The sequence below is a fragment of the Microbacterium sp. NPDC077644 genome (assembly GCF_040702785.1).
Classification (GTDB): domain Bacteria; phylum Actinomycetota; class Actinomycetes; order Actinomycetales; family Microbacteriaceae; genus Microbacterium.
The window spans coordinates 653,452-679,621 of record NZ_JBFBME010000002.1 but is presented as its reverse complement, the minus strand read 5'-3'; the positions used below and the strand labels follow the sequence as shown (position 1 = coordinate 679,621).

The 26,170-nt window shown below is 67.9% G+C and carries 28 protein-coding genes and 2 tRNA genes; 11 read left to right on the top strand and 19 right to left on the bottom strand.

Annotated features, from left to right (window positions below; genetic code table 11):
• Window positions 1-29 precede the first annotated feature (29 nt).
• Window positions 30-1,706 carry a Stk1 family PASTA domain-containing Ser/Thr kinase gene (pknB, locus tag AB0269_RS10230; RefSeq protein ID WP_366211462.1) on the top strand — a complete coding sequence of 559 codons (1,677 nt, stop codon included), beginning with the start codon at window positions 30-32 and terminating at the stop codon, window positions 1,704-1,706.
• 86 nt (window positions 1,707-1,792) lie between these two features.
• Here pknB and AB0269_RS10225 read toward each other — a convergent pair whose 3' ends face one another.
• The 3 genes from AB0269_RS10225 to AB0269_RS10215 are packed head-to-tail and all read right to left on the bottom strand — an operon-like array spanning window position 1,793 to window position 3,338.
• On the bottom strand, window positions 1,793-2,380 hold the full coding sequence (locus AB0269_RS10225) for a gamma-glutamyl-gamma-aminobutyrate hydrolase family protein (RefSeq protein ID WP_366211087.1): 588 nt from the start codon (window positions 2,378-2,380) through the stop codon (window positions 1,793-1,795).
• Complete coding sequence (locus tag AB0269_RS10220) at window positions 2,377-2,532, bottom strand: hypothetical protein (RefSeq protein ID WP_366211086.1); 156 nt, start codon at window positions 2,530-2,532, stop codon at window positions 2,377-2,379. The genes AB0269_RS10225 and AB0269_RS10220 overlap by 4 nt, the downstream gene beginning before the upstream one ends.
• Window positions 2,533-2,546: 14 nt before the next feature.
• Window positions 2,547-3,338 carry a class E sortase gene (locus tag AB0269_RS10215; protein WP_366211085.1) on the bottom strand — a complete coding sequence of 264 codons (792 nt, stop codon included), beginning with the start codon at window positions 3,336-3,338 and terminating at the stop codon, window positions 2,547-2,549.
• 77 nt (window positions 3,339-3,415) lie between these two features.
• On the opposite strand from AB0269_RS10215, the gene AB0269_RS10210 reads away from it, so the two are divergent.
• Window positions 3,416-3,655 (top strand): cell division protein CrgA, encoded by a 240-nt coding sequence (locus tag AB0269_RS10210; RefSeq protein WP_366211084.1) that lies wholly within the window; start codon window positions 3,416-3,418, stop codon window positions 3,653-3,655.
• A 171-nt stretch (window positions 3,656-3,826) separates the two neighbouring features.
• Here AB0269_RS10210 and AB0269_RS10205 read toward each other — a convergent pair whose 3' ends face one another.
• Window positions 3,827-4,720 (bottom strand): rhomboid family intramembrane serine protease, encoded by an 894-nt coding sequence (locus tag AB0269_RS10205; protein ID WP_366211083.1) that lies wholly within the window; start codon window positions 4,718-4,720, stop codon window positions 3,827-3,829.
• Window positions 4,721-4,743: 23 nt separating this feature from the next.
• On the bottom strand, window positions 4,744-5,301 hold the full coding sequence (locus AB0269_RS10200; protein ID WP_366211082.1) for a peptidylprolyl isomerase: 558 nt from the start codon (window positions 5,299-5,301) through the stop codon (window positions 4,744-4,746).
• Window positions 5,302-5,408: 107 nt separating this feature from the next.
• On the opposite strand from AB0269_RS10200, the gene AB0269_RS10195 reads away from it, so the two are divergent.
• Both AB0269_RS10195 and AB0269_RS10190 read left to right on the top strand, forming a co-directional pair.
• Window positions 5,409-5,906, top strand: a complete 498-nt coding sequence (locus tag AB0269_RS10195) for a DNA helicase (RefSeq protein WP_366211081.1) — start codon at window positions 5,409-5,411, stop codon at window positions 5,904-5,906.
• A gap of 83 nt (window positions 5,907-5,989) precedes the next feature.
• Window positions 5,990-6,406, top strand: a complete 417-nt coding sequence (locus AB0269_RS10190; RefSeq protein ID WP_366211461.1) for a YbaK/EbsC family protein — start codon at window positions 5,990-5,992, stop codon at window positions 6,404-6,406.
• Between the two features lie 7 nt (window positions 6,407-6,413).
• Here AB0269_RS10190 and AB0269_RS10185 read toward each other — a convergent pair whose 3' ends face one another.
• Together AB0269_RS10185 and AB0269_RS10180 are read right to left on the bottom strand one after the other, a co-directional pair.
• Window positions 6,414-6,836 (bottom strand): NUDIX domain-containing protein, encoded by a 423-nt coding sequence (locus AB0269_RS10185; protein ID WP_366211080.1) that lies wholly within the window; start codon window positions 6,834-6,836, stop codon window positions 6,414-6,416.
• Between the two features lie 125 nt (window positions 6,837-6,961).
• Window positions 6,962-8,107: an aminotransferase class V-fold PLP-dependent enzyme gene (locus tag AB0269_RS10180; RefSeq protein WP_366211079.1), complete on the bottom strand. Its 1,146-nt coding sequence runs from the start codon at window positions 8,105-8,107 to the stop codon at window positions 6,962-6,964.
• Between the two features lie 96 nt (window positions 8,108-8,203).
• On the opposite strand from AB0269_RS10180, the gene AB0269_RS10175 reads away from it, so the two are divergent.
• The 6 genes from AB0269_RS10175 (at window position 8,204) to AB0269_RS10150 (ending at window position 13,323) form a co-directional block, all read left to right on the top strand.
• Complete coding sequence (locus AB0269_RS10175) at window positions 8,204-8,647, top strand: hypothetical protein (RefSeq protein ID WP_366211078.1); 444 nt, start codon at window positions 8,204-8,206, stop codon at window positions 8,645-8,647.
• Window positions 8,648-8,731: 84 nt separating this feature from the next.
• Window positions 8,732-9,310 carry a diaminobutyrate acetyltransferase gene (gene ectA / locus AB0269_RS10170; RefSeq protein WP_366211460.1) on the top strand — a complete coding sequence of 193 codons (579 nt, stop codon included), beginning with the start codon at window positions 8,732-8,734 and terminating at the stop codon, window positions 9,308-9,310.
• 66 nt (window positions 9,311-9,376) lie between these two features.
• A complete protein-coding gene (gene ectB, locus AB0269_RS10165; protein WP_366211077.1) occupies window positions 9,377-10,678 on the top strand; it encodes a diaminobutyrate--2-oxoglutarate transaminase in 1,302 nt (433 codons plus the stop codon).
• Window positions 10,675-11,067, top strand: a complete 393-nt coding sequence (locus AB0269_RS10160) for an ectoine synthase (protein ID WP_366211076.1) — start codon at window positions 10,675-10,677, stop codon at window positions 11,065-11,067. Before ectB ends, AB0269_RS10160 begins: the two co-directional genes overlap by 4 nt.
• 48 nt (window positions 11,068-11,115) lie before the next feature.
• A complete protein-coding gene (thpD, locus tag AB0269_RS10155) occupies window positions 11,116-12,015 on the top strand; it encodes an ectoine hydroxylase (RefSeq protein ID WP_366211075.1) in 900 nt (299 codons plus the stop codon).
• A 228-nt stretch (window positions 12,016-12,243) separates the two neighbouring features.
• Complete coding sequence (locus tag AB0269_RS10150) at window positions 12,244-13,323, top strand: 3-deoxy-7-phosphoheptulonate synthase (protein WP_366211074.1); 1,080 nt, start codon at window positions 12,244-12,246, stop codon at window positions 13,321-13,323.
• Window positions 13,324-13,411: 88 nt separating this feature from the next.
• Here AB0269_RS10150 and AB0269_RS10145 read toward each other — a convergent pair whose 3' ends face one another.
• From AB0269_RS10145 to AB0269_RS10120, 6 genes are all read right to left on the bottom strand, one after another.
• A complete protein-coding gene (locus AB0269_RS10145) occupies window positions 13,412-13,684 on the bottom strand; it encodes an SHOCT domain-containing protein (protein ID WP_366211073.1) in 273 nt (90 codons plus the stop codon).
• Window positions 13,685-13,881: 197 nt separating this feature from the next.
• Window positions 13,882-13,954: transfer RNA gene (locus AB0269_RS10140), tRNA-Ala, on the bottom strand.
• A gap of 29 nt (window positions 13,955-13,983) precedes the next feature.
• Window positions 13,984-14,057 (bottom strand) — tRNA-Ile (locus tag AB0269_RS10135).
• 53 nt (window positions 14,058-14,110) lie between these two features.
• Window positions 14,111-14,920, bottom strand: coding sequence for a hypothetical protein (locus AB0269_RS10130; RefSeq protein ID WP_366211072.1), 810 nt, complete (start codon window positions 14,918-14,920; stop codon window positions 14,111-14,113).
• A complete protein-coding gene (locus AB0269_RS10125; protein ID WP_366211071.1) occupies window positions 14,917-15,600 on the bottom strand; it encodes a response regulator transcription factor in 684 nt (227 codons plus the stop codon). Before AB0269_RS10125 ends, AB0269_RS10130 begins: the two co-directional genes overlap by 4 nt.
• On the bottom strand, window positions 15,588-16,883 hold the full coding sequence (locus tag AB0269_RS10120) for a sensor histidine kinase (protein WP_366211070.1): 1,296 nt from the start codon (window positions 16,881-16,883) through the stop codon (window positions 15,588-15,590). Before AB0269_RS10120 ends, AB0269_RS10125 begins: the two co-directional genes overlap by 13 nt.
• 94 nt (window positions 16,884-16,977) lie before the next feature.
• Here AB0269_RS10120 and AB0269_RS10115 point away from each other — a divergent pair, with 94 nt between their 5' ends.
• Window positions 16,978-17,691 carry a VIT family protein gene (locus AB0269_RS10115; RefSeq protein ID WP_366211069.1) on the top strand — a complete coding sequence of 238 codons (714 nt, stop codon included), beginning with the start codon at window positions 16,978-16,980 and terminating at the stop codon, window positions 17,689-17,691.
• Window positions 17,692-17,749: 58 nt separating this feature from the next.
• Here AB0269_RS10115 and AB0269_RS10110 read toward each other — a convergent pair whose 3' ends face one another.
• The 6 genes from AB0269_RS10110 to dnaN all read right to left on the bottom strand — a co-directional run bounded on the left by AB0269_RS10110 (window position 17,750) and on the right by dnaN (window position 25,908).
• Window positions 17,750-18,154, bottom strand: coding sequence for a DUF3566 domain-containing protein (locus AB0269_RS10110; protein ID WP_366211068.1), 405 nt, complete (start codon window positions 18,152-18,154; stop codon window positions 17,750-17,752).
• Window positions 18,151-20,718, bottom strand: coding sequence for a DNA gyrase subunit A (gyrA, locus tag AB0269_RS10105; protein WP_366211067.1), 2,568 nt, complete (start codon window positions 20,716-20,718; stop codon window positions 18,151-18,153). Before gyrA ends, AB0269_RS10110 begins: the two co-directional genes overlap by 4 nt.
• Before the next feature lie 28 nt (window positions 20,719-20,746).
• On the bottom strand, window positions 20,747-22,792 hold the full coding sequence (gene gyrB, locus AB0269_RS10100) for a DNA topoisomerase (ATP-hydrolyzing) subunit B (RefSeq protein WP_366211066.1): 2,046 nt from the start codon (window positions 22,790-22,792) through the stop codon (window positions 20,747-20,749).
• A gap of 119 nt (window positions 22,793-22,911) precedes the next feature.
• Complete coding sequence (locus AB0269_RS10095; protein ID WP_366211065.1) at window positions 22,912-23,397, bottom strand: DciA family protein; 486 nt, start codon at window positions 23,395-23,397, stop codon at window positions 22,912-22,914.
• Complete coding sequence (recF, locus tag AB0269_RS10090) at window positions 23,394-24,581, bottom strand: DNA replication/repair protein RecF (protein WP_366211064.1); 1,188 nt, start codon at window positions 24,579-24,581, stop codon at window positions 23,394-23,396. Before recF ends, AB0269_RS10095 begins: the two co-directional genes overlap by 4 nt.
• Before the next feature lie 184 nt (window positions 24,582-24,765).
• Window positions 24,766-25,908, bottom strand: a complete 1,143-nt coding sequence (dnaN, locus tag AB0269_RS10085; protein WP_366211063.1) for a DNA polymerase III subunit beta — start codon at window positions 25,906-25,908, stop codon at window positions 24,766-24,768.
• Window positions 25,909-26,170: the final 262 nt, after the last annotated feature.

Here is a 26,170-nt window from a genome sequence, read left to right as displayed (position 1 = left end):
GGGGGAATGAATTGTCTGCAGAGCCGCGCATCATCGCTGAGCGATACCGCGTGGACGAGCTCATCGGCCACGGCGGCATGGCCAAGGTGTACCGCGGCTACGACCTGACTCTCGGCCGCGACGTCGCGATCAAGATCCTCGACCCCGAACTCGCCCGCGACACGGCCTTCCGCACGAGGTTCCGCCTCGAGGCGCAGGCGGCGTCGCGCATGTCGCACCCCTCGATCGTGCGCGTGTTCGACGCCGGCGATCCCGGTTCCGCCGACGGCGCCACCCCCGCAACGAGCGAGCCGTACATCATCATGGAGCTCGTCCAGGGGCGCCTGCTGAAGGACATCATCTCCGCCGGGCCCGTGCCCGTCGACGACGCCGTGAAGTACATCGACGGCATCCTCGAGGCCCTCGACTACTCGCACCGCGCCGGCGTCGTGCACCGCGACATCAAGCCGGGCAACGTCATGGTCACCGCCGCCGGCAAGGTCAAGGTCATGGACTTCGGCATCGCCCGCGCGGTGTCGGACTCGTCGTCGACGGTCGCCGAGACGACCCAGATCCTCGGCACAGCCGCGTATTTCTCTCCGGAGCAGGCCAAGGGCGAGCCGGTGGACGCCAGGGCCGACCTCTACTCGACGGGCGTCGTGCTGTACGAGCTGCTCACCGGACGCCAGCCGTTCCGCGGCGAGTCGCCCGTGGCCGTCGCATATCAGCACGTCAGCGAAGCGCCCGTTCCGCCGACCGAGGTGAACGAAGAGGCGCCGCGCACGCTCGACCCGATCGTGCTGCGGGCTCTCGCGAAGGACCCGTACCAGCGGTATCCGGATGCCGCGAGCTTCCGCGTCGCGCTCGACTCGGCCGTGACCGGAAAGGCGCCGACGAAGAAGCAGCTCGGGGAGCTCACCAGCGAGCTGTACGGTCCGAGCCCGCGCCAGGCGCAGGAGACCGCGCGGTCGCTGCGTCAGCTGAGCTCTGACACGACCATGACGCGCACCCAGTCCGGTCCGCCGGTGGCGTGGATCTGGGCCGGCGTCGCGCTGCTGGCCGTGCTGCTCATCTCGGTGCTGCTGTGGGTCATCATGATGCCCAGGGGCGAAGAGATTCCGACCTCGTCACGGATCATCCCCGACCTCGTCGACGTCTCGGCCGAGCGTGCGCAGGAAGATCTCATCGACATGGACCTGCAGGCCGAGGTCATCTACGAGGCGAACCCTGACGTCAGCGAGGACAACGTCATCCGCACGGACCCCGAGGCCGGGCAGTCGGTGAAGGTGGGCGAGACGGTGACCCTGTACGTCTCGTCGGGTGCCGAGACCGTGACCGTGCCCAAACTGGTCGGCCTGTCGCAGACCGCGGCGAAGAAGGAACTCGGCGACCTCGGTCTGAAGCTCGGCAGCGTCACACCGCGCAATGACCCGGCGAGCCAGACCGACACGGTGCTCGAGGCCAGCGCCGACGAGGGCGACGAGGTCGCCCCGAACACCGTCATCAACCTCGTCGTGGCGAGCGGTCGGGTGACTCTCCCTGATGTCACGGGATGGACGCTGGATGCCGCATCCGCACAGCTCGAGGAACTCGGGCTGAACGCCATCCCGATCGAGTCCGCGGACTGCCCGGCCACGAATCCCGCGACCGTCGCGTCGATGTCGGCCGCGCCGGGCGATGTCCCCGTGCACTCCGACGTCGAACTGCGCTACTGCACCGGTCAGTAGAGCGCGACCAGCGATCCAGCCGCACGAGAATGGTGCCGGCAGGATCCGTCTCAGCGCGCAGCGCGATTCTCGCGGGAGGTGAGGGCTCAGCCGAGAGAGCGCAGCCAGTTCGCGAGCAGGCGGTGCCCGTGCTCGGTGAGGATACTCTCGGGGTGGAACTGGACACCCGTGATCGGCAGCTCGCGATGCGCGACGGCCATGACCGTGCCCGATTCGCTGCGCCCCGTCACCCGCAGTTCCGCGGGAAGGTCCTCCTCGGCGAGCGCGAGCGAGTGGTAGCGCCCGACGTCGAAGGGCGAGGGGATGCCGTCGAACAGTCCGGTCCCCGTGTGCGCGATGGACGACACCATGCCGTGCATGAGCTCCGGCGCCTCGGAGACCTCGGTGCCGAACGCCGCGCCGATCGCCTGATGCCCGAGGCACACGCCGAGCAGCGGCATCCCGATGTCGGCGCACAGGTGCACGACGTCGACGGATGCTCCGGCATCCCGCGGCCTTCCGGGCCCCGGCGAGAGCATCACGCCGTCGTAGCGGGGGATCATCGCGGCGAACGCGCTCGCGTCCGCCGCATCCGCCTCGACCAGGTCGACCGAGGCGCCGAGGTCGCGCAGGTACCCGACGAGGGTGTGCACGAAGCTGTCGTGGTTGTCGACGACGAGGATGCGCGCGCTCACTGCAGGTCGACCTCGCCCGGCGCGATGATCGGGCTGATCCACGGGAACACGTAGAAGAAGAGGCCGTAGACGATCACGGCCGCGGCGATGATCAGGATGAGCACCCGAACCCACCACGGGCCGGGGAGGATCCGCCACAGCGCTGCATACATGAGGTCTTCTCCGATCACCAGGACGGCGACGCGACGTCGTCGACCGGATCGAGGGAGTCGGGCGCGCCTTCGGCACGCGGCTGGAAGGCGTCGAACACGGCGTAGCCGACGATCCGCTCGGCGAGCGAATACAGCGGAGAGCAGGCCGTGAGGGTCAGGTACCGCTCACCGGTCTGCGCCTCGGGCATCTGGGGCACATCGCGTAGCACGTCAACCTCGTCGGGCTGCACGTACTCGAGAGTTCGGAACCGGTAGGTGTACCAGCCCTCCGGTGTCTCGATCACAATCGCGTCGCCGATGCGCAGCTTGTCCATGCGGTTCAGCGGCGCGCCCCACGTGGTGCGGTGCCCTGCGACGGAGAAGTTGCCCACCTGCCCGGGCATGACCGACTGGTCGTAGACGCCGATCCAGCCGTTGTCGAGCGTCGCCGGCCGCGTCGTGCCCCCGGCGACGGCGACGTTGTAGTCGGACCCGAACCGGGGGATCAGCATCTGGGCGAACTTCTCACCGTTCGCGGGATGCTCGAGCACGGGCGGTTCGTACCAGGTATCGCCGTCGTCCTGCATCGTCGCGGGCGGTGGCTCGGGAGCGGGGAGCTCCGCCCACTCCTGCGACACCGCGTGCCCTGCGCTGTTGCTCTCGGCGCCGATGATGAGGTCGCCTATCCACATCTGCCACGCGATGAAGAGGAGCACGACCACACCCGCGGTGAGAAGCAGCTCGCCGAGCACGCTCGTGAACGTCGCCCGAGACCGTCGCCGCGGGCTGCGCGAGGTCGGCGACGCCTCCGCGACGGATGCAGTCATGTACCCGATCCTATCGGCGCGGATGCGGCGCCGATCCCGACCCGGGAGAACGGAGCGCTCATGGGTAGAATGACGGCATGGCACGAGACCGCAAGAGCGAAGAGCCCATCGTCGAGCGCACCGAGGGCGAGCAGGCGCCCAACGCCGTCTGGTTCAAGCCCGTCATGATCGGCTTCATGCTGCTCGGTCTCGCCTGGATCCTCGTGTTCTACCTGTCGGGCTCGACCCTGCCGATTCCGGGCATCGGATCGTGGAACCTCGCGATCGGCCTGGGCATCGCGCTCATCGGCTTCCTCATGACCACGCGCTGGCGCTGACCGCCTGCCGACCAAAGCCCTCCGGTTCGCCGGGGGGCTTTTTCGTGCTCCTGCGCCGGCGCGAACCCATAGTTATCCACAGGCTTGTGCACAGGGTGGGGAGAATTACACTGGTGTTATTCACAGGGGTGGAGAACCCTGTTAACAACGGTTGACCAGGATTTCGGCGGCCTACGCGGTGATGAGGATGGGCGGCACGACGAAGACGATGACGAGCAGCAGCACGGCGATGGCCGCGAGCAGGACGATCTGCCAGACGCGCTGATCCCTGCGGCGGGTGCGCGTGTAGACGAGCGCGACGAGCGCGCCGACGATCGCACCGCCGAGGTGCGCCTGCCACGCGATCCCGCCGAAGATGAACCCGATCGCGAAGTTCACACCGAGCACGATGAGGATGCCGGTGACGTTCCCACCGATGTGCCGGCCGATGATGAGCAGGGCCGCCATGAGGCCGAAGATCGCGCCGGATGCTCCGACGGTCGCGACGTTCGGAGCGAGGAGGGCGACCATGACCGAGCCCCCCAGGCCGCTGATCAGGTACAGGGCCAGGTAGCGGGCGCGTCCGAGCATCGGCTCGAGGATCTGGCCCAGCATCCAGAGCCCGAGCATGTTCAGCGCAAGATGGATGAAGCTGCCGTGCACGAGCAGGGTCGTCAGCATCCGCCATGGCTGGAACGGAGCGCCGGACAGGTCGGGGTAGAGATACGCGGCGGCGAACAGCAGCGCGTCGCCCACGGCGTCGCCGACGCCGGGGATGAGCTGCACGAGGCTGATGAAGGACGTGATGATCAGCAGCGCGTAGGTGACAACGGGCTTGCCGCTGCGGGCGGCGGCGATCGGCGATGCGGATGCTCCGCCCCAGCGCCGCGCGGCCTTCTTCTGTGCGGGGGAGCGGTTCGCTCGGTCGTCCTTCATGCACTCCGGGCAGATCACGCCGACGGCGGCCTGCGTCTGGCATTCGGGGCAGATGGTGCGCATGCAGCGCTGGCAGAGCACGAAGCTCTGCCGATCCGGATGGCGATAGCAGTAGTTGTCGCTGTTGCTCGCGAACTCAGAGGACGTCATCCGGATCGGCCAGGCTTGTCGCGTCAGACGGCGGCGATGTCGACCGAGTGCAGCACGACGGGCTCGACCGGGCGGTCGCCGGCGCCGGTGCGGACGGCGCCGATCTCGTCGACGACCTTCTTCGAGGCGTCGTCGGCGACCTCGCCGAAGATCGTGTGCTTGCCCATCAGCCACGGCGTCGGGTCGGTGGTGATGAAGAACTGCGAGCCGTTGGTGCCCTCGAGCTCACCCGTGATGGCGTTGCGGCGCAGACCCGCGTTGGCCATGGCGAGGATGTAGGGCTCGTTGAAGTTCAGCTCGGGGTGGATCTCGTCGTTGAAGTTGTAGCCGGGGCCGCCGACGCCCTGACCGAGCGGGTCGCCGCCCTGGATCATGAAGTTCGGGATGATGCGGTGGAAGATGACGTCGGTGTACAGCGCGCCCTCGCCGGGCTTGCCGGTGGCCGGGTCGGTCCAGGCCTGCGTGCCGTCGGAGAGCCCGACGAAGTTCTTGACCGTCTTGGGGGCGTGGTCGCCGAACAGGTTGATGACGATGTCGCCGTGGTTGGTGTGCAGAGTTGCGACGTGAGAGTGCTGAGGCATGTGCATATTCTCTCAGAGCTTCTTCTGAGATGGCCGTTTCCCTCCCTGTATTCAGACTCGTCTGGCAAGATGGTGAACCCGTACTCCCCATCGACAGGAGAACAATCGTGAGCCTGACCCGCAAGCGGAAGAAGGAACTGCGCCGTCTGCAGAACGACGCCGTCGACCTCTGGGAGAACCAGCAGGAGCTCGTCGGCCACGCCGCCGACATCGCTCGTGAAGCCGGTCGCCAGCTCGGGAACGTCGGCCGCGAGCAGGTTCTGCCCGTCGTCCAGGACGCCTACAACCGCCGGGTCGCCCCGACCGTCGACCGCGGCCTAAAGATCGGCCGCCACGTCGTCGACGACAAGGTCGTGCCGATCGTCGGCGGTGTCGTCGGCAGCGCGCTCTCGGCATGGGATGTCGCCAACGCGAAGCGCCAGGGACTGACCGTCTCGAACGGCCGCGTCGTCAAGAAGAAGCAGGGCCCCGGACTCGGTTCGATCATCGCGATCGTTCTCGGCGCCGCTGCCGCAGCGGGCGTGCTCTACGCCGCGTGGCAGGCGCTGCGCACTGACGACGAGCTCTGGGTCGCCGACGACCCGCTGTCCGCGCCCGACGCGTGACCGATACGGCCCCTGAGCCCGCCGAGGGGTCGGGTTCCGGCCTCGAACGGGTTCGGGATGCCGCAGCCGCCCGCGGTCTCGACATCGAGATCCGCGAGCGGCCCAACGCCCGAAGCCTCCACGAGGCGGCGGAACTGCTCGGTATCCCGGCATCCGGAATCGTGAAGACCCTCGTGGTCAAGCGCAGCGACGACACCTACCTGTTCGCGCTGATCCCCGGCGGCCGTGCCATCTCCTGGCCGAAGCTGCGCGCCGTCGTCGGCGTGAACAAGCTGCGCCTGCCGGAGGCCGAACTCGCGCTGGCCGCGACGGGCTACGAGCGCGGCACGATCGTGCCGGTCGGCAGCACGACGGACTGGCCGGTCTACGCCGATGAGTCGATCGTCGGCCAGCGCATCGCGATGGGAGCGGGCGCCCACGGGTACAGCCTGTTCGTGGATGCCGACGACCTCATCGCCGCCTACGGAGCGACGGTCGCCGACATCTCGGTTCCTGAGTAGGCGGCGGTCAGAGCACGCCGCCCATCCGCAGCGCGATGTCGACGAGCTTGACGCGCTGCAGGTTCGCGACCTCGTCGAGCGTGAACCATCCCGCCATGTCGGTCGAGCCGTTCTCCTCGAAGCGGAGGCTGCCGCCGGTGATCTCCGCTGAGTAGACGATGCGCAGGGTGTGCAGCGGAGCATCCGCGTGATGCGTGCGGCGTCCGGCCGGGATCACACGCGAGTGGATGCCGAACAACTCGCCGACGCGCACCGCGTACCCAGTCTCCTCGTCGACCTCGCGGCGCACGGCGTCCTCCGGATCCTCCCCCGGTTCGAGCCCGCCGCCCGGCATGGTCCAGGCGGCGCGGCGCCCCTCCGTCCAGCGCGCCAGCAGCACCCTGCCGTCATCGTCCATGATGACGGCGTACGCAGCGACGCGCAGATCCATGGGTTCACCATACTCGGCACTGCAGGCATTCCTCGCCGCGGGAGGTGCCGCGAATCGTCATCTCACCGCGCTTGCGGTGACCGGATGCGACCCCTCGCGGCCCCTCCGCGCCGAGCGGTCTGCCCTCAGCGGCCCATCGCGTCGAGCGCAGCCTCCAGGCGGGCGACCGTGCCGTCGACGTCGGCGAGCTTGTCGAGTCCGAACAGGCCGATGCGGAACGTCGAGAACCCCTCGGGTTCGTCGCAGTGCAGCGGCACGCCGGCCGCGATCTGCAGACCCTGCTCCCTGAATGCCGCGCCCGACTTCAGGGCCGGGTCATCGGTGTGCACGACGACGACGCCGGGGGCGGCGAACCCGTCCGCGGCGACCGACGGCAACCCGCGCGCGGCCAGCAGCTCGCGCACGCGCGACCCCAGCTCGACCTGCGCGTCTCTCAGGGCGGAAAAGCCCCGGTCACGCGTCTCGACCATGGCGGCGAGATTGCGCACCAGGGCATCCGTCGGCATCGTCGCGTGATACGCGGGGCGGCCGGCACGGTACTCGTCGGCGATCGCGAGCCACTTGGCCAGGTCGATCGCGAAGCTCGTCGACGGGCGGGTGGTGACGGCATCCCGACCCGCTTCGCTGAGCATGACGTAGCCGGCAGCAGGTGTTCCGCTCCAGCCCTTCTGCGGAGCGCTGAGCAGCACGTCGACGCCGAGGTCCTTCATGTCGATCCACATCGCGCCCGAGGCGATGCAGTCGAGCACGAACAGACCGCCCACCTCGTGCACGGCATCGGCGAGCGCGCGGATGTAGTCGTCGGGGAGGATCATCCCGGCCGCGGTCTCGACATGCGGTGCGAAGACGACCTCCGGGCGGCGAGCGCGGACGGCGGCCACCGCCTCGTCGATCGGGACGGGCGACCACGCCGCCTGGACGTCGTCGTCATCCGGCCGCGCGGTGAGCACCGTGACGTCGTCGCTGATGCCGGCGGCATCCAGAATCTGCGACCAGCGGAACGAGAACAGTCCGTTTCGGATCACGAGGGTGCGGCGCCCGGTCGCCAACTGACGGGCGACGGCCTCCATCGCGTACGTCCCACCGCCGGGGACGACCGCGGATGTGTGCGCGGCGTACGCCTCGTCGAGGATGCCGAGCAGCTGCTGCATCGCCGCCACGAAGCGCTCGGACATGTGATTGAGGGAGCGGTCCGTGAACACCACCGAGTACTCGAGCAGTCCGCCGGGGTCGATGTCGTCGTGCGGAAGTTCGTGCGGAAGGGCAGTCATGGCCCCAGCATCCCACACGTGCCGGCATCCATCAGGAATCGAGAAGCCGAGGCAGCGGCCGCGGACGTACCGTGAGATCACACGAAGGAGATGCCGATGAGCGAGAAGAATTTCACCGCGGAAGAGCGCGACGCCATGAAGGCGAAGCTCGACGAGACCAAGAAGTCGCGGTCACGGGCGAAGAAGAGCCCGGACGAGGTGCGCGCCGAGGGCGCCGCCGAGATCGCGGCGAAGATCGCCGAGATGCCCGACGACGATCGGATGCTGGGGGAGACCCTGTCGGCGATGGTCGCCGAGAACGCTCCCCACCTGATGCCGAAGACCTATTACGGGATGCCGGCATGGGCGAACGACGTCGGCAAGGTGGTGTGCTTCTACAAGCCGAAGTCGAAGTTCAAGGTGCGCTACTCGACGTTCGAGTTCGATCAGGCGGCGCACCTCGATGACGGGAACGTGTGGCCCACGGCCTACGCCGTGACGGCTCTGACGGATGCCGACATCGCCTTCCTCGCCGAGCGCGTGCGGGTGGCGAGCGCCTGATTTGAAGTCGAACGGGAGGCATGACACGGTGGAGGGGATGCTTCCTCCACAGCCCCGCACCCGACTCCTGGATGGTGAAACACTCTGACCTCCGCCGGCTCTCCTGAGCCGAGAAGGTCACCGCACACTGCGCATATCGATGCGCGGTCGGATGAGACGAGCTCGATTCGCCGCCCCCGCGTGGACGAGGGAATCGACCTGTGGCGCATCGCCCGGGACTCCGAGACGCTCGATCTGAACTCGTCGTACGCGTACGTCCTGTACGCCCGCGACTTCGCCGCGACCTGCCGCATCGCGCTCGTCGACGACCGCCCCGCGGGCTACGTGCTCGCCTACCGCCGCCCGTCCGATCCCTCGTGTCTGTTCGTCTGGCAGGTCGCGGTCGACGAGAGCGCCCGTGGCCTGGGACTTGCGGGGCGGATGCTGGATGACCTGATCCGCGATGACGCCGTGACGCCCCCCGTGCGGATGCTGCAGACGACGATCACCGACGACAACGCCGCCTCGCAGCAGCTGTTCCGCAGTTTCGCGCGCCGCTGGGACGATGCGCCGATGACGGTGACGCCGCTGTTCGAGAGCATCCACCTCACCCCCGCCGACGGCTCGGAGACCGTGCACGCCCCTGAGCGGCTGTATGAGATCGGTCCGCCCGGCATCCGATGAACCCCTGCCCCCTGGGCAGCGTGCGGCGCACCGCACGATAACTGAAGGAGGAGAATCCACCCGATCATGGACATTTTCAGCAAGCTGGAGTCCGACGTCCGAAGCTACTCCCGCAACTGGCCGGTCGTGTTCGATCGAGCCGTCGGGAGCACGATGTACGACGAACGGGGAGGCGCCTACCTCGACTTCTTCGCAGGAGCCGGAGCTCTCAACTACGGACACAACAATCCGGAGCTGAAGGAGGTCCTCATCGACTACCTCGCGGGCGACCGGGTCGTCCACTCGCTGGACATGTACACGTCTGCCCGCCGGGACTTCCTCGAGGCTCTGGACGAGGTCATCCTTCAGCCGAGGAACCTCGACTACAAGGTCGTCTTCCCCGGGCCGGGGGGCGCCAACGCGGTCGAGGCCGCGCTGAAGCTCGCGCGCAAAGTCACCGGGCGCGAGTCGGTCGTGAACTTCACCAATGCCTTCCACGGCATGACCCTCGGCGCCCTGTCGGTCACCGGGAACTCGCTCAAGCGCGGGGGAGCCGGCGTGCCGCTCGTGCACGCGACACCGATGCCGTACGACGACTACTTCGACGGCGACTACCCCGACTTCTTCTACCTCGAGCGCCTGCTCGATGACGCAGGCAGCGGCCTGAACACCCCGGCCGCAGTGATCGTCGAGACCGTGCAGGGCGAGGGCGGGATCAACACCGCCCGCGCCGAGTGGCTGCGTCAGCTCGCCGACATCTGCCGCGAACGGGAGATCCTCCTCATCGTGGACGACATCCAGATGGGATGCGGCCGAACCGGCGACTTCTTCAGCTTCGAGGAGTCCGGGATCGTGCCGGACATCGTCTGCCTGTCGAAGTCCATCAGCGGGTACGGCATCCCGATGGCTCTCACGCTGGTTCGCCCGGACCTGGACATCTGGCAGCCCGGCGAGCACAACGGCACCTTCCGGGGCATCAGCCCCGCCTTCGCCACGGCAGCCGCCGCGCTTCGTCGGTACTGGAGCGATGACCGGCTCAAGGACTCGACGATCGCGAAGGGCGCGAAGGTGGAGAGCCGCTTCAACAGCCTCGTCGCCCGATACCCGAACCTCGACCTCGTCGCCAAGGGTCGCGGCCTCGCCCGCGGCCTGCAGTTCCCCGACGGGGAGACGGCCGCCGCGGTGTGCCGTGTCGCGTTCACGCGCGGCCTGCTCATGGAGACCTCCGGCCCGGACGGCGAGGTCATGAAGATCCTTCCGCCGCTGACCATCTCGGACGACGAACTCGAGCGGGGGCTCGCCATCATCGAGGAATCCGTGCTCATGGTGCTCGGAGCATCAGCCCCCGCACCCGTCCTCGCCGACGCAACCGAAGGGAGCCGCGCATGATCGTCCGCACGCTCGACGAGATCACCGACACCGACGCCGACATCAAGACCGAGAACTGGCGCAGCAAGCGCATCGTGCTCGCGAAGGAGGGCGTGGGCTTCTCGGTGCACGAGACCACCCTCTACGCGGGCACGGTGAGCCGGTTCTGGTACGCGAACCACATCGAGGCCGTTTTCGTCGTGGAGGGCGAGGGCGAGATCACCGATCTCGGTACCGGCGAGACGCACCAGCTGGCGCCCGGATCGCTGTACCTGCTCAACGACCACGACAAGCACGAGGTGCGGCCGCGCACCGACCTGCGCGTCGTGTGCGTGTTCAATCCGCCCGTCACGGGCCGGGAGGTGCACGACGAGAACGGCGTGTACCCGCTGGTGACCGAAGGCGTGTAGCGCAGGCGACGGACAGAGACCACCACAGAAGAGACAGGAGAACGACGCATGACGACGAACACGACGACCGCAGAGGACCTGTTCCCGACGCGGCTGGCGACACCCGGCGACTTCATCGAACGCGCTCAGCCGGCGGTGTGGGGGTCAGCTGACGACGGCCCGTTCACGGCATCCGACCTGGAGGCCCACGAACAGCGCGGATTCACGATCATCGACGACTTCATCGGCGCCGACGACGTCGCGCTGTATTCGGGCGAGCTCGACAGGCTCGCCGCGGATGCCTCGCTGAAGGACGACCCGCGGATGATCACCGAGCGGACCACGGGTACAGTGCGCTCGGTGTTCGAGGTCGAGAAGCTCAGCGAGGCGCTGGACGCCCTCGCCCGCAACCCGTACGTGCTCGACCGCGCGCGGCAGATCGTGGGCTCGGAGGTGTACCTGCACCAGACCCGCATCAACTACATGCCGAGCTTCACCGGCACCGGGTTCTACTGGCACTCCGACTTCGAGACGTGGCACGCCGAGGACGGGATGCCGATCCCGCGCTCGGTGAGCCTGTCGATCGCACTGACGGACAACTATCCGTTCAACGGCGGGCTGATGGTGATGCCCGGGTCGCATCGCACGTTCGTGCCGGCCGTCGGCGAGACGCCGGAGAACAACCACGAGCAGTCGCTGCAGGCGCAGGAGGCGGGAGTCCCCAGCCATGCCGCGATCACGACGCTCGCCGACAGGTACGGCATCGATCAGTTCACGGGAGCGGCGGGCTCGGCGCTGTGGTTCGACTCGAACATCATGCACGGGTCGGGCAACAACATCACCCCGTACGCCCGCTCGAACGTCTTCATGGTGTTCAACAGTGTCGAGAACACGCTGGTCGAGCCGTTCGCCGCGAAGGCGCAGCGACCCGAGCACATCGCGAACCGGGAGTTCACGCCGCTGCGCTGAGTGTTCGCCGCTGCGCTTTTCTCGGAAAGCGACAAGGTGTCGGGATGCGGTAGGGTCGTTCGCATGACAACCCGTTGGTATGCGTATTTCGAGTCGGCTCTGGAGGGGCCGGCGATGAACTGACGCATCCCGACACCTTCAGAGCCGACAAGCCAGAGCATTCGCTCTGGCTTTCGCCGTTTCGGCGGGCTCTGCATCCGGGTCCGCCCTCTCACCAGGACAGGACCCATGAGCACCATCACCCCCACCGAGACCACCGCCGACCTGCACGTCTCGCGGTTCACGACCCTTCCGAGCCCGGGCGACATCGCCGATGAGCTGCCGATCGGCCAGGAGCGCCGCGCGCTCGTCGCCCGCACGCGCGACGAGGTGCGGGCGATCATGGCGGGGGAGGACGATCGGCTGCTCGTCGTCGCCGGCCCCTGCTCGATCCACGACACGGCGGCGGGACTCGAGTACGCCGGCCGCCTCGTCCGAGCGGCGGAGGAGCACCGCGACGACCTGCTGATCGTTATGCGCACCTACTTCGAGAAGCCGCGCACCACGGTGGGGTGGAAGGGCCTGATCAACGACCCGCACCTCGACGGCAGCCACGACATCGAGACGGGGCTGCGGATGGCACGCGGGTTCCTGCGCGATGTGACCGCGCTCGGGATGCCGTGCGCCACCGAGTTCCTCGAGCCGATCAGCCCGCAGTACACAGCCGACCTCATCACCTGGGGCGCGATCGGTGCGCGGACCACCGAGAGCCAGATCCACCGGCAGCTGGCATCCGGCCTGTCCATGCCGATCGGTTTCAAGAACGGCACCGACGGCGGGCTCCAGGTGGCGCTGGATGCTGCGGCCGCGGCATCCGCCCCGCAGGCGTTCCTGGGGATCGGGACCGACGGGCGCGCCAGCCTGGTCTCGACGACCGGGAATCCCGACACATCGATCATCCTGCGCGGGGGAGCGGACGGTCCGAACTACGACGCGGCCCACGTCGCTTCGGCGGCGGCGCGGCTGGAGGCTTCGATGCTGACGCCGCGGGTCATCGTCGACGCGAGCCACGCGAACAGCGGTAAGGACCACGTGCGACAGTCCGTCGTGGCCGCCGAGCTCGGCGCGCAGATCGGGGCCGATGGCGCCGCGATCGCCGGCGTCATGCTCGAGAGCAACCTCGTCGCCGGTGCGCAGAAGCTCGACGTGTCGGCGGGTCGGACCCGACTCGTCTACGGCCAGAGCGTGACGGACGCCTGCATGGGATGGGATGCCACCACCGCCTCCCTCGAGGCCCTCGCGGAGGGCGTGCGGCGGCGGCGCGGTTGAGGCCGCTGGCGCATCGAGACGGGGCTTGCCGCACGAGACGGGCGTTGCCACGCCCTGTTTCGTGCGGCAGACCCCGTTTCGCCAGCGGCTACGACTTGTCGCGCAGAACGGCTCGGCGCGAACGGTACTCGTCCTCGCCGATCTCGCCGGCGGCGAAGCGCGTCGCCAGAGCCGCCTCGGCCTCACGGCGCGGTGCCAGGTCGTGCCGGCGGCGCGACAGGACGATCGCCGTGACGATGCCTCCCACGATCAGGATGAACCAGACGATCGGGAAGACCGGCCAGAAGAAGCCGGGCCCTGCGCCGAACCCACCCCAGTGGTGGCCGTGCTCGGCGAGAGCGATGAGTGCTGCAGTGGTCATGAGAGATCCCGAAACTCTTCTTCCGCCAGCGCCGAACACGTGTCGGCCGGCTCGGAGCGGCCAACGCCACCCGGACCCTGCGCCCGGCATCGGCGGCTCCGTCGGACGCCCCGCCGGCGCGGGAAACGACCCGCGTCGCATGAAACGGGCCCTGCCAGCACAAGTCTCGTGCGGCAGGGCCTGTTTCGATGTATCTGTGGAGCCTAGGAGATTCGAACTCCTGACATCCTGCTTGCAAAGCAGGCGCTCTACCAACTGAGCTAAGGCCCCGGACGGGTGATCCCTCAGGGAGGAATGTGTGGGGCTACCAGGACTTGAACCTGGGACCTCTTCATTATCAGTGAAGCGCTCTAACCGCCTGAGCTATAGCCCCGTCAACCTCCAAGACTTTACCGGAGTTTGACCGAAAATCCGAATCGGCACCGATCAGCCTGCCGGGCGCAGTTCGACGCTGCCGGCGGACAGTTCGACGAAGACCTTGCTGCGCGCATTCGAGTAGGTCTGCAGACCGTTGTCGAGCGAACCGGCGCTCACTTCCTGCGTCACGGCGTACTCCACATCGGGCAGCGTGAGCTCGAGCGAACCGGCGCTCACGTCGACCTCCACCTCGGTGGGCGCCGATCCGCCGAGTTCGGCGACGACGTCGCCGGCCGAGACCCCGAACGACGCCTCAGCGACGTCGGAGAGTGCGACGTCAGCGCGGCCTGCGCTGAGCCCGACATCCAACGACCGCGCGGTTCCGGTGAGGTGAAGCGCTCCCGCCGAGACATCGGCATCGAGTTCGCCGAACTCCCCGTCGACATCGAGACGTCCCGCACTGAGCGACAGATCAGCATCCAGTCCTTCGAGCTCCTCCGGAAGCACGAGGTCGATCGTCTCATCGCGGTTCCAATCGCCGAACCACGACCAGTCGCCGCCCCACCCCCACCAGCGGTCGGGGCTCTGCAGCCGCAGCGTGTCGCCGTCGCGTTCGAGCGACCAGTCCCGATCCGACCCGGTGACGGTGAGCTCCGCCTCGTCGACATCCCCGAATCGGATGCTGACATCGCCGGCCGACGCGTCGGCCTCGAGCTCCGTGACGCCGGTGACGTCGGCCCGGGCGGACTGGTCCGTCCTCACGACCGTGTTCACCGCGCCGAACGCGGCGGTCGTCCCCGCACCGGCGAGCGCGATGCCGCCGATCACCGCCGTGACGATCGCCACGGCCTTGAAGCCGGTGTTCTCCTGCTCGTTCATCGTTCTGCTCCTGTCTGCGTGGGCGCGCTTCCGCCCGAATTCTCGATGTGCGCCAGCGCTGCGAGCACGCGCCGGTTGCCCGACTCGTCCTGTTCGAAGCCCAGCTTCTGGAAGATGGAGGTGATGTTCTTCTCGACACTCGCCTCCGAGAGGAACAGGAGCCCGGCGATCGCCTGATTCGACTTGCCCTCGGCGATCAGGGCGAGCACCGTGCGCTCGCGTTCGGTGAGCTGTTGCATCCGGTCATCCCGATTGCGTCGGGTGAGCAGCTGGGCGACGACCTCGGGGTCGAGGATCGTCGCCCCGTCCGCGATCCGCTCGACGGATGCCACGAACTCGGCCACGTCCGCCACCCGATCCTTGAGCAGGTAGCCCAGCGGTCCGCCCTGGGCGGCGATGAGGTCGCTCGCGTACCGCTCCTCGACGTACTGCGAGAGGACGAGCAGCGGAAGCTGCGGATGCGACGCCCGCAAGGCCAGCGCCGCGCGGATGCCCTCGTCCGTGAACGTCGGGGGGAGCCGCACGTCGAGGATGCAGAGCTCGGGGTCCGCCGTCGCCACCGTCTCGCTCAGCGTCTCGGTGTCGGCGAGGGCTGCGACCACGGTGTGGCCGGAGTCCTCAAGCAGACGGACGAGCCCTTCACGGAGAAGGACCGAGTCCTCACAGATCAGGATGCGCATGGGACGCTCACCTCCAGAGACGTCGGACCACCCTGCGGGCTGTCCAGCCGGAAGGTGCCGCCGGCCGCGAGCACCCGGTTCGATACGCCGTCGAGTCCGCCACCGGGCTGCACCTGCGCGCCGCCCATGCCGTTGTCCTCGACCCGCGCCCAGAGCGTTCCGCCCTCGCGCAGCCGCACCACGACCCGGCATTCGCTCGCCCGAGAATGCTTGGCGGCGTTGGTCAGGGACTCGGCGATCGAGAAGTACACGGCCGCCTCGGCATCCCGGCTGCACCGCCCGTTCATGCGCACGTCGAGGCTCACGGGGATGTGCGATCGGCTCGCGAGCGCCGAGAGGGCGGCATCCAGTCCGCGATCATCCAGGACGGACGCATGGATGCCGCGGGCGAGCTGCCGCAGCTCCGTGATGGCCGCCTTCGTCGAGGTGTGGGCCTCGCCGATGAGCTGCTTGGCGGCATCGGGATCGGTGTCGATCTTCTGCTGGGCGAGTCCGAGCGTCATGCCGACCGAGACCAGCCGGGGCTGGACGCCGTCGTGCAGGTCGCGCTCGATGCGTGTGCGCTCGACATCGGCTGCGCGGACGGCGCCCTCGCGCTGCGCACTGGTCGTGCGCACCTGCTCGGTGAGCTCGGCCTCGCGGTTCGGGACGACGATCGCCCGGGTCAGCACACGGTGCAGCAGCGCCAGACCCACGATCGCCGCAGCGGCCAGCACCACGCCGAGTGCACCGACGAGCGGCGCCCACACGGACAGCGACGACGTGCTGAAGAACAGAAGCGGCATCGCGACGACATCCGCGCCGGTGAGCGGTGCGAAGGCCGAGATGCCCGCCCGGATCATCGACTCGAACAGCTGCACGACGATCGCACCCATGATGCACGCGATGACGAAGTTCGCGATCGCGCGCCACGTGCGCCCGTCGATCAACTGCCGCCACAGCGAGTGCAGCCACCCGCCGAAGCCGGTGTGCCGGCTCCCGCGCCACCTCAGGGGAGGCAGGTCGAGGCGGTACAGGCTGCTCGCGCGGGCGACCTCGAACCATGCGGTCGCGTAGAAGAGGTAGACGAAGCCGACGAGGAACAGCAGTCCGACGCCGACGACGAGGAGGAGTCCGAGTCCCACGCCCAGCAGGCCCGAGAGCATCGTGAGGGCGAATGCGCCGATCACACCGAGGCCGGCCAGGTGCAGCACGGTCATGAAGATGCGCAGCGGCGGAGTCTTCGCCGGGGCAGGCGCCGCGGGCGGAACCGGCGACGCGGGAGGGACGGTCTGAGTGGTCATGCCTCAAAGGTAGGCCGGGGTCCGGGGTCGCCGACACCGAGTCATCCCGAGAGCTGCGTTCGGGTTTTCCCTACCCGTGCGCCATCATGGTGGCGTGAGCGATACACATCCGAATGAACCCCATGGCGCCGGACTCGGCCAGAGGCTGAACTGGCTGCGCGCCGGCGTTCTCGGAGCGAACGACGGCATCGTGTCCGTGGCATCCCTCGTGGTCGGCGTCGCCGGCGCCACCACCGACAATGCGCCCGTGCTGCTGGCGGGCATCGCCGGCCTCGTCGGCGGCGCGATCTCGATGGCGCTCGGGGAGTACGTGTCGGTGAGCAGCCAGCGCGACTCCGAACGCGCGCTCATCGAGAAGGAGCGCGAGGAACTCGAGACGCTCCCCGAAGGAGAGCTCGACGAACTCACCGAGCTCTACCGACAACGCGGACTCAGCGAGGACACCGCCCGCCGCGTGGCCGTCGAGCTCACCGAGCACGACGCTCTCGCCGCCCACCTCGAGGTGGAGCTGGGGATCGATCAGGACGACCTCGTGAACCCCTGGCATGCCGCGATCTCGTCGGCGATCTCGTTCACGATCGGCGCCCTGCTGCCGCTGCTGGCGATCCTCCTGCCGCCCGTGGAGTGGCGGATTCCGGTGACGTTCGTCGCCGTGCTCGTCGCACTCGCGGCGACCGGTGCGATCTCGGCAGGGATCGGCGGTGCGTCCCGTCTTCGCGCATCGATCCGCCTGGTCGTCGGGGGCGCGCTGGCACTCGCGGTCACCTGGGCGATCGGCACCCTGCTGGGCACGTCGGGCGTGGCGTGATCGGCGCCCGAGACGACGAACGGCGGATGCCGGAGCATCCGCCGTTCGTGAGGGGTTCTCAGTTCGACATGAAGCCGACGAGCAGTCCGCCGGTCACCTTCACCGCCAGGTTGTAGATGCCGGCGACGACGGCGCCGAGCACCGTGAACACGATGAGGTTGAGGATCGAGACCACGGCGGCGAACGCCATCACCTGGGGCAGGCCCATCAGCGACGCCAGCGACACCGAGTTGTCGGTGATCTGGCCGACGAAGTCATCCGCACCGGCGAGCAGACCCGTGGTCTGGAGCACCAGGTAGATGAGGAAGAACGACACCATCGTGACGACGGCCATCGCGACCGCTGCCAGGAACGACAGCTTCACCGCCGACCAGAAATCGACATAGACCAGGCGCAGGCGGACCTGCTTTCCACCGGTCTTGCGCGTGGACTTCTTCGCCAGCCTGTCGGCTACTGTGCTCATGCGTCTGTTTCCTCAGGGCTCGGGTTCGTTTCGGGGGCCGTGGCCGTCTCGGGGGCGTCGTTCTCTGTCGCCGCCTCCGCCTCGTCGTCGTCGAGGCCCCGCTCTCCGTTGCGGGCGATAGCGAGGATGCGGTCCTTCTCGGACGTCCGGGCGAACAGCACACCCATGGTGTCTCGACCCTTCGCGGGCACCTCGGCCACGGCAGAGCGTACCACCTTGCCGCTGGACAGAACCACCAAGACCTCGTCGTCCTCGCTGACGATCAGACCGCCCGCCAGGACCCCCCGATCGTCGTTGAGCTTGGCCACCTTGATGCCGTATCCGCCACGGTTCTGGACGCGGTACTGCTCGACCTCGGTGCGCTTGGCGTACCCGCCGTCGGTCACGGTGAACACGAAGCCCTCGGGTGCGGCGACGGATGCCGACAGCAGCCGGTCGTCGCCCTTGAACTTCATGCCGGTGACACCCGCGGTCGCGCGGCCCATCGGGCGCAGCGCGGCATCCGTCGCCTGGAAGCGGACCGACATGCCCTTGCGGCTGATGAGCAGGATGTCGTCGGTGGCGTCCACGATCATGGCGCTGACGAGTTCGTCGTCCTCGCGCAGACGGATCGCGATGACGCCGCCCTGGCGGTTGGTGTCGTACTCGCTCAGGCGCGTCTTCTTCACCAGGCCGTCGCGCGTCGCGAGCACGAGGTAGTCGGCGTCGTCGTAGCCGGACAGGTCGAGGATCTGCGCGATGCCCTCGTCGGGCTGCAGCGCGAGCAGGTTCGCGACGTGCGTGCCCTTCGCGTCGCGGCCGGCCTCGGGGATCTCGTACGTCTTGGTGCGGTAGACCCGGCCCTTGTCGGTGAAGACGAGCAACCAGTGGTGGGTCGTCGTGACGAAGAAGTGCTCGACGATGTCGTCGGCGCGCAGCTGCGCACCCTTGACGCCCTTGCCGCCGCGGTGCTGCGAGCGGTAGTTGTCGCTGCGGGTGCGCTTGATGTAGCCGTCTCGGGTGACGGTGACGACCATCTCCTCCTCGGCGATGAGGTCTTCCATCGATACATCGCCGTCGAAGCCGTGCAGGATGTGCGTGCGGCGCTCGTCGCCGAAGCGGTCGACGATCTCGGTGAGCTCTTCACGGATGATGGCACGCTGACGCGACTCGTCGGCGAGGATCGCCTTGAAGTCGGCGATCTTGATCTCAAGCGCATCGGCCTCGTCGATGATCTTCTGACGTTCGAGAGCAGCCAGACGGCGCAGCTGCATCTGCAGGATCGCGTCGGCCTGACCCTCGTCGATGTCGAGCAGCTTCTGCAGACCCTCGTTCGCCTCCTGCGGCGTGGGGGAGCGGCGGATCAGCGCGATGACCTCGTCGAGCGCGTCGAGTGCCTTGAGGTAGGCGCGCAGGATGTGCATGCGCTTCTCGGCCTCGCGCAGACGGAAGATCGTGCGCCGCACGATGACGTCGATCTGGTGCGTGATCCAGTTCGCGATGAAGCCGTCCAGCGCCAGGGTGCGCGGCACGCCGTCGACGATCGCGAGCATGTTCGCGCCGAAATTGTCCTGCAGCTGGGTGTGCTTGTACAGGTTGTTCAGCACGACCTTGGCGACGGCGTCGCGCTTGAGGACGACGACGATCCGCTGACCGGTGCGGTCACTGGTCTCGTCGCGGATGTCGGCGATGCCGGTGACCTTGCCGTCGCGGGCGAGGTCGCCGATCTTCACGGCGAGGTTGTCGGGGTTGACCTGGTACGGCAGCTCGGTGATCACCAGGCACGTGCGGCCCTGGATCTCCTCGACGTCGACGACGGCGCGCATCGTGATCGATCCGCGGCCGGTTCGATAGGCCTCGTGGATGCCCTTCGTGCCGAGGATCTGCGCCCCGGTCGGGAAGTCGGGGCCGGGGACGCGCTTGATCAGGCCCTCGAGGAGCTCTTCACGCGGCAGCTCGGGGTTGTCGAGCGCCCACAGCGCGGCATCCGCCACTTCCCGCAGGTTGTGCGGCGGGATGTTCGTCGCCATGCCGACCGCGATGCCGACGGATCCGTTTACGAGAAGGTTCGGGAACCGCGCCGGCAGGACGTCGGGCTCCTGGGTCTGGCCGTCGTAGTTCGGCGAGAAGTCGACGGTCTCCTCTTCGATGTCGCGCACCATCTCGAGCGCGAGCGGAGCCATCTTCGTCTCGGTGTACCGGGGGGCTGCGGCGCCCATGTTGCCCGGTGAGCCGAAGTTGCCCTGGCCGAGGGCCAGCGGATAGCGCAGCGCCCACGGCTGCACGAGACGCACGAGGGTGTCGTAGATCGCGGTGTCGCCGTGCGGGTGGTACTGACCCATGACCTCGCCGACGACGCGGGCGCACTTCGAGAACGACTTGTCGGGACGGTATCCGCCGTCGTACATGCCGTAGATCACACGGCGGTGCACGGGCTTGAGGCCGTCGCGCACATCGGGCAGCGCACGGCCGACGATGACCGCCATAGCGTAGTCGAGATAGCTGCGCTGCATCTCGGACTGCAGGTCGACCTGGTCGATCTTGCCGTGCTCGTGCAGCGGCTCGGTGCGTTCTTCGTCAGTCATGTGTTTCTTTCCGTCGGCGCCGTCGGCGTCAGATGTCGAGGAAGCGGACGTCCTTGGCGTTGCGCTGGATGAACGTGCGTCGCGATTCGACGTCCTCACCCATCAGCACGCTGAAGATCTCGTCGGCGCTGGCGGCGTCCTCGATGGTCACCTGGCGGAGGGTCCGCGTGGTGTGGTCCATCGTGGTCTCCCACAGCTCCTTGGCGTTCATCTCGCCGAGACCCTTGTAGCGCTGCACGCCGTTGTCCTTCGGGATGCGCTTGCCGTTCTCGAGCCCGTGCTTGAGCAGTGCGTCGCGCTCGGCATCCGAGTACACGTACTCGTGCGGCTGGTTCGACCACTTCAGCCGGTACAGCGGGGGCATCGCGAGGTATACGAAGCCGGCCTCGATGAGTCCGCGCATGTAGCGGAACAGCAGGGTCAGCAGCAGCGTCGTGATGTGCTGGCCGTCGACGTCGGCATCCGCCATCAGGACGATCTTGTGATAGCGGGCCTTCTCGATGTCGAAGTCCTCGCCGATGCCCGTGCCGAAGGCCTGGATCATCGCCTGGACCTCTTTGTTGGCGAGGGCCTTGTCGAGGCGGGCGCGCTCGACGTTGAGGATCTTGCCGCGCAGCGCCAGGATCGCCTGGGTGTGCGGATCGCGGCCCTGCACGGCCGAGCCGCCGGCGGAGTCTCCCTCGACGAGGAAGATCTCGCTGATCGACGGATCCTTGCTCGTGCAGTCCTTGAGCTTGTCGGGCATCGCGGCCGACTCGAACACGCTCTTGCGGCGCGCGGTCTCGCGCGCCTTGCGGGCCGCTAGACGCGCGGTCGCGGCGTCGATCGCCTTGCGGACGACGTTCTTCGCCTGCCCCGGGTTGCGCTCGAACCAGTCGCCGAGCTGATCGCCGACGACCTTCTGCACGAAGGCCTTCGCCTCGGTGTTGCCGAGCTTGGTCTTGGTCTGACCCTCGAACTGCGGCTCGCCGAGCTTGATCGAGATGACCGCGGTCAGCCCCTCGCGGACGTCGTCGCCGGAGAGGTTGTCGTCCTTCTCCTTGAGGAGGTTGTTCGCGCGGGCGTACCGGTTGACGAGCGTCGTGAGCGCTGCGCGGAAGCCCTCTTCGTGGGTTCCGCCCTCGTGCGTGTTGATCGTGTTCGCGTACGTGTAGACGTTCTCGGAGTAGCCGGTCGTCCACTGCATCGCGATCTCGAGCGAGATCTTGCGCTCGGTGTCCTCGGCGTCGAAGTCGATGATCTCCTCGGTGACGACCTCGGCGTGACGCACCTTGTTCAGGTACTCGACGTAGTCGACGAGGCCGCGCTCGTAGAGGAAGACGTCCTCGCGCTGCTTCGTGACGGTCTGGCCGTCCTCTTCGATCTCGTAGGTCGCGCCCTCGCGCTCATCGCGCAGCTCGATGCGCAGACCCTTGTTGAGGAAGGCCATCTGCTGGAAGCGGGTGCGCAGCACGTCGTACTCGAAATCGACGGACTCGGTGAAGATCGCGGGGTCCGGCCAGAACGTGATGTCCGTGCCGGTCTCGGTCGTCGCCTCGCCCTTCTCGAGCTTCTGCTGCGGCACGCCGCCGTCGGCGAAGCTGTGATGCCAGGCGAAGCCCTTCTGCCTCACCGTGACGTCGAAGCGGGTCGACAGCGCGTTCACGACGGAAGAGCCGACGCCGTGCAGACCGCCGGAGACGGCGTAGGCGCCGCCGCCGAACTTGCCGCCGGCGTGCAGGATCGTCAGCACGACCTCGACCGTGGACTTCGTCGGGTCGGAGGAGTGCGGGTCGGTCGGGATGCCGCGGCCGTTGTCGACGACGCGGACGCCGCCGTCGGCGAGCAGCGTGACGAGGATCGTGTCGGCGTAGCCGGCGAGTGCCTCATCGACGGAGTTGTCGACGATCTCGTAGACGAGGTGGTGGAGGCCACGGGGACCGGTGGATCCGATGTACATGCCGGGGCGCTTGCGCACCGCTTCGAGGCCTTCGAGGATCTGGATCTGATCGGCGCCGTAGTCGGAGGACGGCGGCGTGGCCGCATTGGCTGCGGTTGTGGATTCAGGCTCGTCAGCAGGATTTTCAGGCGTCATCAGAGGGCATTCTCCACATCGATATCTCGAATGCCCAGTCTACCCTCATCAGACCCGCTTCATCGCGCTGAACGGCCGTGTGTGGCCCTGAAATCGATCCGGACCCCTTCTGTGGTGTCCTACCCGTAGGTATCGCGCGGACCCCGCCCTGGGACGGCTCTGGGCCCCCATTTCCAAGAAGGGACGTCCGGACCGATGAAGCGGAGGTTCTCCACACCGGCCTGCGGATAGCGTCGTCCGATCTCGGTGAGGATGGTCGCGCGCATGAACTGCAGGTTCTTCGCCCAGGCCGTCGAATCGCACTTCACGGTCAGCATCCCGTTCGAAAGCGACACCGGTTCGGAGTGCTTCGCGGTGTCGGCTCCGGCGAGATCCGCCCACTGCCGGACGAGGTCCTCACGGGCCAGCGTGATGTCCCATCCGGACTCGCGGCTGAGCTTGTCGAGCACGGAACCGAGGGCTCCCGGATCACGACCGGGGGTGAACGGCGCGTTCTCGTCGTCGTCGCGGATGCGGCGCTTGCGCTTCCAGCTCTTCGAGCTGGGCTGGAGACCGCGCAGCCGGAGGTAGGTCGCGACGGTCTCGGGGGTGTCGGCATCCGTCACGGCGTCTCCTCCCCGTCATCCGTCGTGCGCTCGTCGCTCGCGCGGTCGTCGCTGATCGTACCCGCATGGATGCGGACGACGTGCCGGTGCAGGGGTTCGGGGATGTCCTCCTCGACCGCGGCGGTGACGATGACCTGCTCGTACCCGGCCGTGAGGCTCGCCAGGCGCTGACGCCGATCCGCGTCGAGCTCGGCGAACACGTCGTCGAGGATGAGCACCGGGTCGCCGGCGGGGGACTCGGCCCGCAGCAGCTCGGCGGATGCCAGACGCAGCGCCAGCGCGACCGACCACGACTCGCCGTGCGACGCGTATCCCTTCACGGGAAGACCGCGGACCCGCAGCAGCAGATCGTCGCGATGGGGCCCGACGAGGGTGAGCCCCCGGTCGAGCTCCTGCGTGCGCTTCGCGTGCAGCGCCGCGCGGAACTGATCCGCCAGCGCCCCGCGCGAATCGGATGCCTCGACCTCGCCCTCCTCCGGGTCGCCGCCGCGCACGGAAAGCGCCCATTCGAGCTCGGGACTGTGGTCGGCGCCGGCGATCGCCGTGTAGGCATCCGCCAGCGGCTGCTGCAGGTCGGATGCCAGACGCATCCGTGCCTCGATGATCTCGGAGCCGAGCGCGACGAGCTTGTCGTCCCACACGTCGAGCGTCGTGAGTGCTTCGCCGCGGATGCCACGAGCGCGAGCCGATTTCAGCAGCGCCGTGCGCTGCTTGAGCACCCGGTCGTAGTCGCCGAGGACCGCCGCCATGCGCGGAGTGCGCTGGATGAGCAGCTGATCCGCGAAGCGCCGGCGCGACGACGGGTCGCCGCGGACGATCTGCAGGTCTTCCGGCGCGAACAGCACGACGTGCGCGTAGCGGGGGAGTTCGCTGGTCTTCGACGGCGAGCCGTTGATGCGCGCCTTGTTCGACCCCTGCCGGTTGATCTGAACCTCGGTGAGGACCCGGCGCTCGCCGACCGAGAGACGCGCGCGGATGACGGCGAACTCCTGGCCGTCGCGCACCATCGGAGCATCCGCCGACACCCGGTGGGACCCGAGCGTCGCGAGGAAGACGACCGCCTCGGCGAGATTCGTCTTGCCCTGACCGTTGCGGCCGACGAGGACGTTGGGCCCGCGGAGAAGAGTGAGATCAGCGGTCGCGTAATTGCGGAAGTCGACCAGATTCAGGTGCTCCACGATCACGGGTTCAGCCTACTTCGGGGTTATGACACTGGTGTTGGCGCTACGCGATGGATGCCGTCGTCAGGACATGCCCTCGCTCGGCCTGCGGCCGTGCTCCCGCCAGACCCGGTGCCAGCCTGACGCCGGCATCCATCGCTTCGCTCGATTCGTCCGCACTGACTGGTCAGCCGGGTGGGGAGAACGGTCAGCGGAGGAGGAGGTTGGGCTGCAGCAGGTACTTGAACGAGTCCGAACCCGCCTGGTCGACGGAGGTCTGGCTCGTGATCAGCACGGGGCTGAGCTTGTTCGCGTTGTCGCTCGAGGTGAACGTGACGCGGACGAACTCGCTCTTGACCGCGCTGAGCGCCTCGGTCAGGTACTGCGGGTTCAGGCCGAGCGTCACATCGTCGCCGCCGGACAGGTGGGCATCGACCGACTCGGATGCGCGGGCCTGCTCGCTGCCCGAGGCATCCATCGTCACGCTGTCGGAGGTGAACGTGAACCGCAGCGGAGCGGCACGGTCGAGCACGAGCGAGACGCGGCGCACGGCCTCGATGAGATCCGCGGTGTTCACGACCGCGTAATGCTCGGTCTGCTCGGGGAACAGCCGACGGACGGGCGGGAAGTTGCCCTTGATCAGCAGCGAGGTGACGGTCTTGTTGCCGGCGGTGAACGCGATGATCTCGCGGTCGCCGGTACCGGAGAACGCGACCTGGATCGTGCCGGCGTGCCCGAACGTCTTGCCGACCTCGGTCAGAGTGCGGGCGGGGACCAGCGCGGTCTGCTCGGATGCCTCGCCGTCCCACGGGACGTCGCGCAGCGACACCCGGTAGCGGTCGGTGGCGACCAGGCTCAGGCTCTGACCCGAGACCTCGAGCTGCACACCGGTGAGGACCGGGGTGACGTCATCGCGGGATGCCGCGAACCCGACCTGCGCGATCGCTGTGCCGAAGTCGTCGGCCGGGACGACACCGGACGAACCCGAGACCTCGGGGATCGACGGGTACTCCTCGACGGGCATGGCGGCGAGGGTAAAGCGGGCGGATCCGCACGTCACGGCGATGCCGCCGTCATCCTCGACGGCGATGTCGATCGGCGCATTCGGCAGACGGCTGGCGATGTCGGAGAGAAGACGGCCGTGGACGAGGATCGTGCCGGGCGTCTCGACGTTCGCCTCGATCGTCGTCCGGGCGGATGCTTCGTAGTCGAACGCCGAGAGGGTCAGTCCGCCGTCACCGGCTTCGATGAGCACACCCGCCAGGATCGGCTGAGGATTGCGCTGCGGGAGCAGCTTGACCACGAACGACACTGCTTCGCTGAAGACATCGCGGCCTACCTGAAACCTCACGGGCTCTCCCTCGTCGTGAATGACATGACCTGAGCGGCGTGACCCACCTCAGGGGTTCCCATCGTAGCCCCAGAGCGCTGATGCGCCATACGGCCCGTTGCTCACACCTTCGAGGTGATCGGACGCCGCTTCCAGAGGATTAACTTCTTAACGGTGTTAACACCTGTGGATACTGTGGATAAGTCGGTGGATATCAGCATTCCGTAGGGAACTACATTGGTGTGACATGTGGAATCGGTGAGGAATCCGCGTGAATACGGCG